The 9,731-nt window shown below is 73.8% G+C and carries 5 protein-coding genes; 1 reads left to right on the top strand and 4 read right to left on the bottom strand.

What is annotated here, in order from left to right:
• Positions 1–197: 197 nt before the first annotated feature.
• The 3 genes from ACTIGN_RS33840 to ACTIGN_RS33830 are packed head-to-tail and all read right to left on the bottom strand — an operon-like array spanning position 198 to position 5,133.
• Positions 198–2,678 (bottom strand): DUF1592 domain-containing protein, encoded by a 2,481-nt coding sequence (locus ACTIGN_RS33840; RefSeq protein ID WP_439632327.1) that lies wholly within the window; start codon positions 2,676–2,678, stop codon positions 198–200.
• On the bottom strand, positions 2,675–3,616 hold the full coding sequence (locus ACTIGN_RS33835; RefSeq protein WP_439632326.1) for a WD40 repeat domain-containing protein: 942 nt from the start codon (positions 3,614–3,616) through the stop codon (positions 2,675–2,677). The genes ACTIGN_RS33840 and ACTIGN_RS33835 overlap by 4 nt, the downstream gene beginning before the upstream one ends.
• Positions 3,613–5,133, bottom strand: a complete 1,521-nt coding sequence (locus ACTIGN_RS33830) for a DUF1501 domain-containing protein (protein ID WP_439632324.1) — start codon at positions 5,131–5,133, stop codon at positions 3,613–3,615. The genes ACTIGN_RS33835 and ACTIGN_RS33830 overlap by 4 nt, the downstream gene beginning before the upstream one ends.
• A 132-nt stretch (positions 5,134–5,265) precedes the next feature.
• On the opposite strand from ACTIGN_RS33830, the gene ACTIGN_RS33825 reads away from it, so the two are divergent.
• Entirely contained in the window at positions 5,266–6,228 is a 963-nt protein-coding gene (locus ACTIGN_RS33825) for an SMP-30/gluconolactonase/LRE family protein (protein ID WP_439632322.1), read from the top strand.
• A 303-nt stretch (positions 6,229–6,531) separates the two neighbouring features.
• Here ACTIGN_RS33825 and ACTIGN_RS33820 read toward each other — a convergent pair whose 3' ends face one another.
• A complete protein-coding gene (locus ACTIGN_RS33820) occupies positions 6,532–9,588 on the bottom strand; it encodes a PAS domain S-box protein (protein WP_439632320.1) in 3,057 nt (1,018 codons plus the stop codon).
• Positions 9,589–9,731: the final 143 nt, after the last annotated feature.

The following is a 9,731-nucleotide window of genomic DNA, read 5'->3' as shown; positions in this document are numbered from 1 at the left end:
ACAAACCAAAGGCCGATGTCTGGTAGGGGCCGCCCTCCGTGGCGGCCCGCCAGTCACCTCCCGCGTGTCCCGGCAGCATTTCAACTCAGTAACCAGACGGCAGAACCTCAGACGGGCAGAGATCAGTTGAGGCCATCGTGGCCGCTCCGGCTTCTGTCCTCTGCCCCTCTGTCCTCTGGGCTTCTGTCCTCTCGTCCTTACTTCAGCGGTTGTTCCAGGAACGCCCGGGACCGCACCACGCCCTTGATGAGGTCGCGGAGCGGGTAGCCGTTGGCCCGTGCGGCGGCCGTCACGGCGGCGATCTCGGCCGCGTCGTCGATCCCGGGCTTGCGGCCGACGGCGTACACGAACAGGTTCTTCATCAGCCCGCGGACCACGTCGGGCTGGTAGTGCGTCACGATCGCCTGCTTGAACCCGGCGAACGTCGTGAACTCCTCGCCGCGGGGGAGCCGGCCGGCTGTGTCGACCGGGCGCGTCTTGCCGACGCCGAGCCACGCGATCTTGCCGTCGAGTTCGCCCCGCTGGTAGTGCTCGTACTCGGCGTCGCGCCACCGCCCGCTCAGGTCGAAGTTCTGGAACGCGAACCCGGCCGGGTCGATGCTCCTGTGGCACACCGAGCACCGCGAGTCCTCCTGGTGCTGCTTCAGCAACTCGCGGAACGGTTTGCCCTTGTTCTTCCCCTCGGACGGGTTCAGTTCGGGCACCTCCAGCGGGGCCGGGGGCGGCGGGTGGTCGAGCACGTGCCGCAGCGCCCACGCCCCGCGGTAGATCACCCAGTTGTCGCCCATCCAGCACAGCATCGACTGGATGCCCGCGTGCCCGAGGACGCCGCCGCCCCGCGGGTCGTTGGCCCGGAGCGCGACCTTGCGCATCGTGCCGTCGGGCAGCGCCGGGTAGCCGTAGTGCCGGGCGAGCGCGTCGTTCATCATCGTCCAGTCGCTGCTCACCAACTCGGCGGCCGGGCGGTTGTCGGCGATCAACCGGCCGACGTACGCGACCGTCTCCTCGCGCATCGACGCCTTGAGGTAGCGGGCGAACCGGAAGTCCTGCTTCTGGAGGTGGTCCTGGGCGATGGTGATGGGCTGCTCCATCTCCAGCCACTGGAGCACGAACGGCCGCACGAAGGCGTCGGCCCGCGGGTCGGCGAGGAGCCGGTCGACCTGGGCGTCGAGCACCTTCGGGTCGCGGAGCTTGCCCGCGGCGGCGAGCGCGCGCAGCTCGGCGTCCGGCGGCGCGCCCCAGAGCATGAAGCTCAGCCGCGAGGCGATCGCGTGCTGGGCGGTGCCCGGGTCCGGGTGGCCCGGGGACGCCATGTACCGGAACGGGGCGCTCATCAGCACCGACTGGAACGCGGCCCGCAGCGCCGGGTCGAACGCGAGCCCGTCGGCCCGCTGCGTCGCGTACAGCTTCAGGAACGGCGCCCTCTCGTCTGCGGTCACCGGCCGCCGCCACGCGCGCTCCATCCACAGCCCGAGCAGCCGCTCGGCCGCGGCCGCGTCGTCCGTCACCGCGCCGGTGCCCGCCTTCCACTCGGCCGGCGGCCACGCGGCGGTCACGTCGGGCTCGACGGCCAGCGTCTGAATCACGAGGTACGGGGCCGGCTGCTTCTCGGGCGGCAGCGCCTTGCGGTCGAACTGCGGGCGGTACGGGCCGGTGCCGCCGGGGACCGGTTCCTTCGGGTTACTGCGGTCCTCGTTCTCGAACCCGGGCACCGCGTAGGGGAGTTCGACCTTGTTGGCGAGCGAGACCGTGACCCCCTTGGCCTGTACCACGAGGTCGCCGAGTTGCACCTCGTAGACCAGCCGCTGCGGCTTGTCGGCGGTGCCCGTGACCTCACGGAAGTCGAGGTCCTGGCCGCCGATGCGGACCCACAGCCGCGGGTTCGGGAGCGGGTCGAACGGCTTCATCGCGTGAACGGTGAGGGTGAGCCGCAGCACGCCCTCCTTCGACGGCGGGGCGGGGACCGCGAAGCTCAGCTCGTCGCGCTCGCCGACGGCCCGCGGCTCGACCAGCAGGCCGACCCCCGGCCGCGGGAACCCCTTCAGTTCCTTGCCCGACGCGCCGTCGGCCTTCCAGGTGTCGAACGCCTTGCGGAGGTCCTTGACCTCGCGGAAGTCGAGCGCGAAGGTCTTGCCGCGGGGCGGTTCGAGGAACCGGAGGGCGTCGGTGGCCCGGCGGGTGACGACGAGCCACTGGGCGACCGCGTCGGACGCCTCCTGGAGCGCCTCGGCCCCGGTATCGAACCCGGCCACGGTGCCGTCGCCGGGCAGCGCCGCGCCGAAGTTGACGGTGAGCCCGGTCACGTCCCGCAGCGCCGCCGACAGCTCGCGCCGGTTGAGCCGCCGGGTGCTCGGGACGCCGAGGGCGCGCTGGCCGTCCGCCGCCCAAGTAAGGATGCGCTTCGTGTCCGCGTCGGCCGGGCGGGGCTTGCCCTTCGGGGGCATCCGCCCGGCCGCGACCTGCTCGTGGATCATCGTCCACAGGTGGCGGTTCGCCGCGGTCACGCCGTCGAGCCGGTCGAGGCGGACGCCGGCCTCCTGCCGCTCCTCGCCGTGGCACGCGGTGCAGTGCTCCTTCAGAAACGGAGCGACCACCTTGGGGAACGTGTCGTCGGCGGCCTCGGCCGCACCGGGGCACACGAGGGCGAGCCAGACCAGGAGCACGGAACGCCGATTCACTTCGCGACCTCCCACAGCAGCACGTTGTTCCCGCAGGCCGCCGCGACCCGCGTTCCGTCCGACGCCCACGCCACCGCCGCGACGCGGTCCGGCGCCGCCAGCGACCGCAGTTCGTCGCCGGACTTCGCATCCCACACCCGCACCGTCCGGTCGTCGCTTCCCGACAAGAGACGCGCGCCGTCGGGTGAGTACGCGACCGCGGCGACGTCCTCGGTGTGTCCCTTGAGCGTCAGCAGTTCCTTGCCGTGCTTGCGGTCCCACACGCGGACCGTCCCGTCCTGACTGCAGGACGCGATCCGGGTGCCCGCCGGGTCGAACGCGACTGCGGTCACGGCGCGGCGGTGCCCGGTGAGCGCGAGGAGTTCTTCGCCGTCGGCCGCGTCCCATACTGTCAAGACGTTGTCGCCGTCCCCGGAGACGAGGCACGTGCCGTCGGGACTGAACGCAACGGCGGTCACGTCGTACTCGTTCGCCGACTCGATCGCCAGCAGCTCCTTGCCCGTGCCGGCGTCCCACACCCGTAGCGTGTCGTCGCCGCTGCCCGAAGCGACCCGCTTGCCGTCGGGGCTGAACGCGGCGCACAGGACGTTCTCCTTGTGCCCCTTCAGCGAACGCACTTCCTTGCCGTCGGCCGCGTCCCACAGCCGCAGCGTCTTGTCCCAGTGGCCCGTCACGATCCGCTTGCCGTCGGGGCTGAACGCGACGCAACTGACACCGTCGCCGCCCGCGTTCGTCGTGCGGAGGGCGCGACCCGTGGCCGCGTCCCAGAGGCGCAGGGTGCCGTCGGCGCTCCCCGAGACCAGCCGCTTGCCGTCCGGGGCGAACGCGACGCACGACACGGGCCGCTCGTGCCCCCGGAGCGTGGCCGCGGGCGGCGGCTCCGCCGCGAGAGCGCACGCGGCGGCTGCGAGCAGGACGACGGTTGCGGGCCGGGTCACGAGAACAGCTCCCGGATAGGGGTGCCGTTCGTCGCCCGGTCGAGCACGGCGGCGGGGGCGGCCGCGTCGCCGCGCAGGCGGCCGACGTCGAGCAGGGTGTGCAGGATCGTGGCGTGCAGGTCGGCGATGCCGATCGGGTCGGCCGCTGGCTCGCTGCCGCGGCGGTCGGTCTGCCCGACCACCTGCCCGTGCCGCAGCCCGCCCCCGGCGAGCACGAGCGGGCACGACTTGGGGTGGTGGTGCCGGCCGAGGTTCTTGTCGAGCCCCGAGCGGCCGAACTCGCCGGTGACCACGAGCAGGATCTTGTCTTCGAGGCCGCGCGCCCTCACGTCGTCGAGGAACGCGCTGACGGCGTGGTCGAGCGGCGGGCCGAACACGCCCATCCCCTCGGGCGTGTTCGGGATGCCCTTGCGGGCGTGGAAGTCCCAGTTCGCGCACACCACCGTGACGAACCCGGCCCCGGCCTCGCACAGCCGCCGGGCCATCAGCAGTTGCCGGCCGAGCGAGAACCCGACCGACGGGCCGGACCGGACGAACTTCGAGTTGTCGTCGCAGTTCCAGTTCGGGAAGTGCTCGGTGTCGTAGGCGCGAACGGTGGCAGGGGCTTCGAGCGACAAGTCGAGCGCGTTGCGGACGCTGCCGGTGCGGAGCAGGTCGGCGGCGCGGGCGGTGAACGTGTCGAGGCGGCCCATCGCGCCGGCCGAATCGGCCCGCCGGTCGAGGGTGTCGAGTTGCTTGAGCAGGTCGAGGCGGCCGTCGAGCTGCGGGAGCGGGACGCCCGGGACGAACACGGCGAGCGGGTCCGGGGCGGCGGGCTCGGTCTTGTTCTGTCGGCCCCGCTTCTTCTGCTCGACGGCCCCTTCGGACGCGGGGGCGGCCATCTCGAACGGCGAGAACGAGGTGCCGAGGAGCGCCGGCTGGCACCCCGCGACGACCCCCTCGTACGACCCGTTGAACCCGGCGCGGCCCTTCGCGTTGCGGGTGGTGGGCGGGACCAGGGCGTGCCGCGGCAGGCCGGTCGCCGGGTTCGTGGCCCCGGCGGCGCGGGCGTAGACCGCTCCCAGGCCCGGGGCGGTGATCGGCCGCCCGTCCTGCACGGTCAGGTCGGCCGTCATCATCTGCTTGTGCGCGCCGTCGTGCTCGGAGTGCTTCGTCTGAAAGGAGCGGACCACGGTGAGCCGGTCGGCGAGCCCGGCCAGCTTCGGCAGGTACGACGCGAACCGGACGCCGGGCAGGGCGGTCGGGATGTGGCCCTTGATGCTGGTGTGCCCGTCGGGGCCGTCCGGCTTCGGGTCGAACGTCTCGTACTGGCTCGGCCCGCCGGCGAGGAACAGGAACACGACCGACTTGTCCCGAACCGCCGGGCCGGCCGCCGCGGGGTCCGACGCCCGCACGCCGCCGGCCAGCCCGCCGAGCCCCCCGAGGCCGGGGAGCGCAAAGAGCCCCGCCCGGAGGAAGTCGCGGCGCGAGGTGCCGTCGCACAGGGGGAGTCGGGAGCCGGTAATGACTTCGAACATGTGAAGTCCATGGGGCGGGATAGCACCAGAACCCCACCCACCGCCGCGCCAGACAGAATTTTTCGGTCCGCGGCGCGACCGGGCGGGATTCTGCCAATCATGAACACCCCCGCAACCGCCGGTTTCCCATTCTTGGCCGCGCGTGCCGTCGCACTCGCGGCTCTGGTCGCGCTGCTGGCACCCGCGCCGGCCGACGACCCGCCCGACCGCGCCCCCGCGGGGGTGCACAAGGCGGAGGCGGTCGCGTCGTCGCCCAAGATCACGGGATCGGGCATGGCGTGGTGGGGTGACCGGCTCATTGTCGCCGACCGCGGCGGCAAGCGGCTCCTGGCGTTCACGCCACCGGACAAGTTCGAGACGTTCGCCGAGGGGCTCACCCCCGTCGGCGTCGCGGCCGCTCCGGACGGCTCCCTCGTCGTCGTGGACCGAGGCGACGACGGGCCGCGCCTGCTCCGGTTCACCGCCGACGGCAAGCGAACGGTCCTTGCGTCCGACGACGTCGGTACGCCGCAGTTCCTCGCGGTCCACGCGACGGGCACGGTGTACTGGTCCGGGTTCCCCGACGGCGGCACGCGGGTGCTCGCGCCCGGCGGCAAGCCGACCGCCCTCGCCACGAAGATCGGCCACACCTACGGCGCCGCCCTGTCGCCGAAACAGGACTGGCTCTACGTCAGCTCGAAGTTGCCGAACGCCGAGCGCCGCGGGGTGTGGCGGTTCCCGCTCGACGCGAAGGGGGTGCCGGGCGAGGCCGAGTTCTTCCTGAAGGTGCAGGCGCTGGAGCCGGACGTGCCCGACCTGCCCGCGGCGAAGGACGGGGCGAAGTCGCTCCTCGGGTGGGTGGGGCGACTGCAGGGGATCGCCGTCGATTCGCTCGGGAACCTGTACGTCGCCGGGGCCGAGAGCCACACCTCGGGCGAGGCGGTGGCGGTCGTCGCGCCCGACGGGAAGAAAGTCGCCGCGATGATCCTCGGCGTGCCGCGGAACGTTTCGGGGCTGGCGTTCGGCGGGGCCGACGGGCGGACGCTGTTCGTCACCGGTGCGGGCGAGTACCCGCTGCACCAGGTGCGGTTGCCGGTCCGCGGGGCGGGGCGGTGACGCCCAGCCGCCGGGCCGCCTCGGCGACGGACAGCTTCTGCTCGGCGATCATCTTCACCGCCGCGCGGGATCTCCGGCGCGTCGACCTTGCGCGCGCCGGGCATCGGTGTGTCTCCTTGTGATCAGGCTTGCACCGCCGCAGAAGTTGAACGCCCGAATCAAGGGCGGCGGGCTCGGAGTCTTGCCCCGGCACGAGAAGCCGCTCCTCGACTGGTCCGCTCACGTGTTCGCTGCGGGGCGTTGTTGGCCGACGGCGACTTTCCCGTCGGGCCCGACCGAGAACGCCGGGTGCGACCGACCCGTCTACCCCTGCGGGGTGAGGCCCGTCAGGAGGCGGTCGAGGTCGGCCGGGGCGACCGGCTTGGTCAGGTGCGCGTCGAACCCCGCCTCGGCCCCCCGCCGCCGGTCGTCCTCCTGCCCCCAGCCGGTGACCGCCACCAGCACCACCCGCCGCCGGTCCGCCTGCTCGCGAATCAGGCGGGCGGCCTCGTACCCGTTCAGGCGGGGCATGCCGATATCCAGAAGGGCCACCTCCGGCCGGAACCACGCGGCCGCCTCCACCGCCTCCCGGCCGTCGTGGGCGGCGTGGACCTCGTGCCCGAAGAGCCGCAGCATCTCGGCCAGGCTGTCGGCCGCGTCCCGGTTGTCGTCGGCCACCAGGACGCGCCGCCGCGGCCGGGCCGCGGCCGGCCCGCTGTCGTCGTCGGCACGCGCCGGCCCCGCGGGCGGGTCGCCGGGGAGCGGCAGGCGGACGACGAACTCGCTGCCCCGGCCGCGGCCCTCGCTCCGGGCCTCGACGGTGCCGCCGTGCATCTCGACCAGGCCCCGCACCAGGGCCAGGCCGATGCCCAGCCCGCCCGGGCTCCGCTCCAGGGCCGAGTCCACCTGGCTGAACATCTCGAACAGCCGCGGCAGGTGCTCGGCCGCGATCCCGATCCCCGTGTCCCGCACCGAAACGACGACCCCGTCGCCCCGCCGCTCGGCCGCCAGCCGGATGTCGCCGCCCCGCTCGGTGTACTTGGCCGCGTTGGTCAGCAGGTTCGACAGCACCTGGGCCAGACGGGTCGGGTCGGCGTCTAGGTGGACCGGCTCCGGCGGGAGCGAAACCGCCAGGCGGTGGCCGGCGGCCTCGACGAGCGGGCGGCTCGCCTCGACCGCGTTCCGGACGACGGCCGCCAGTTCGACCCGGTCCCGCCGCAGGTGGAGCTTGCCGCGGGTGATGCGGGACACGTCGAGCAGGTCGTCCACCAGGTGGACCATCTGGCCGAGTTGCCGGTCCATCATCCCCATCGCCCGGTCGGCCGCCGCCGCGTCGCCCCGCGACAGGCGCAGGATCTGGAGCCCGTTGCGGAGCGGGGCCAGCGGGTTGCGCAGCTCGTGGGCCAGGGTGGCGAGGAACTCGTCCTTCCGCCGGTCGGCGTCCTTGAGGGCCTCCTCCTGACGCACCCGCTGGGTCACGTCCACCGTGACCCCGTCGAAGCTGACCGGCTCCCCCGACGGGGCGTAGAACGTCCGCCCGATGGCCCGCACCCACCGCTCCCGGCCGTCCGGGCCGACCGTCCGGTACTCGATGTCGTACCCGGTCCGGTCCCGGATCGACGCCTCGATGGCCCCCCGCGTCCGCTCCCGGTCGGCCGGGTGCAGCCGGTCGTAGAACGTGTCGATGGTCACGTCCGCGTCGGGCGGCAGGCCGAAGTGCTCCTTCACCTTCGCGTTCCACACGAGCTCGCCGAACGGCAGGTCGCAGTACCACAGCCCGATGTCCACCGAGTTCACGACGAGGTCGAGCCGGTCCCGGTGGACCTGGGCCTCCCGCTCGGACCGCCTGCGGGCGGTCACGTCCATCACGATCCCCTCCCACACCGTCTCCCCGGTCGGGAGCCGGCGGGGGGCCGACCGGCAGTGGACCCACCGCACGTCCCCGCCCCGGGTGCGGGACCGGAACTCGCAGTCGAACGGGGCGTTGTCGCGGAGGGCCGCCGCCTCGGCCGCGGCGAGCCGGTCCCGGTCGTCCTCGTGGACCAGTCCGTACAGGGCGGCCGCGTCGGCCGCCGCCTCGGCCGGGGTGACGCCGAACACCCGCTCGACGCCGGCACTGATGAACGCGAACCGCCGCCCGCCGCCCGGGGCGGCGACCGCCTGGTACACGGCCCCGTCGGGCAGGTTGTCGCTCAGCGTCCGCAGCCGCTCCTCGCTCGCCCGCAGCGCCTCCCCGGCCCGCACCCGGTCGGTGACGTCGAGCACGGTGCCGAAGACCCGGACCGGTCCGCCCGGCCCGAACTCGACCTCGGCCTGCTCGCTCACCCACCGCACCGACCCGTCGGGGCGCACGACGCGGTGGTCCACCCGGTACGCGGCCGCCCCGGCCAGGGCGGCGTCCCTCGCGCGGAGGACGGCCGGGCGGTCCTCGTCCGGCACGAGGGCGAGGTAGCCCTCGACGGTCGGCTCGTACGCCGCCGGGTCGACGCCCAGGAGCCGGTACGTCTCGGCCGACCACCGCACCCGCTGGGTCGGCCAGTCGACCTCCCAGCTGCCCACCCCGGCGATCCGCTGGGCCCCGGCCAGCCGGGCCTCGCTCTGCTCCAGGGCGGCCCGCACCCGCCCCCGCTCGGTCACGTCGCGGAGGACCGACAGGTGCAGCCCCGGCTGGGCGTTCGCCACCGCCCGGAACTCGACCACGGCGGTCGCGCCGTCCTTGCGGCGGACGGTGAACTCCCCCTCCTGCCGGCCGTCGCGGAGGAAGGCGGCCCAGGCGGCCCGCCCGGCGTCGGCGTTCGCGGCCGGGGTGACGTCCGCGACCCCCAGCCGGAGCAACTCGTCCCGCCCGTAGCCGAGGAGCGTGCAGGCGGCCGCGTTGGCGTCCACGTACCGGCCGCGGTCGTCGGCCAGCAGGACGGCGTCGAGGGTGTTGTCGAACAGGGCCTGGAGCCGCTTCCGGCTGGCGGCCAGCTCGTCCTGGGCCCGCTTCAGGTCGGTGCGGTCGCGCATGATCTTGGCGAACCCGCGGAGCCGCCCGCCCTCGTCCCGGAGCGGGGTGACGGCCCCGCTGGCCCAGAACCGGGTGCCGTCCTTCCGCTGGTGCCAGCGGTCGTCGTCCCCGCGGCCGGTGCGGAGGGCCTCGTCCAGTTCCCTCTGGGGGACGCCGGCGCGGACGTCCTCCGGGGTGAAGAAGCAGTCGCACTGCCGCCCCAGGATTTCGGCCTCGGTGAAGCCGAGGAGGTGCTCGGCCCCCTTGCTCCACGAGAGGATGTGCCGGTGCGGGTCGACGACGAAGATGGCGTAGTCGAGGACGTTCTCGGCCAGGAGCCGGAACATCTCCCCCTCCCACGCCGCCCGCTCGCTTTGTCCTTGTTCGATCATGGCCGCCGCATCGCTCCGTGAACGCGGCCTGACCGGCGGGCGTGCCCGCCCGAACGAGCCGTCGTGGACGTGTGGTGGGCCGGGGCGGCGGCCGCGAGAGGCCATCATACCCCCGCGGGGACGGTCCGTCACGACGCGGGCGG

Origin of the sequence: Gemmata sp., from assembly GCF_051859125.1 — a bacterium.
In the GTDB taxonomy this organism is placed as follows: Bacteria; Planctomycetota; Planctomycetia; order Gemmatales; family Gemmataceae; genus Gemmata.
Note: the sequence above shows the minus strand (reverse complement) of the source record. Positions and strands in the feature narration are given on the sequence as shown.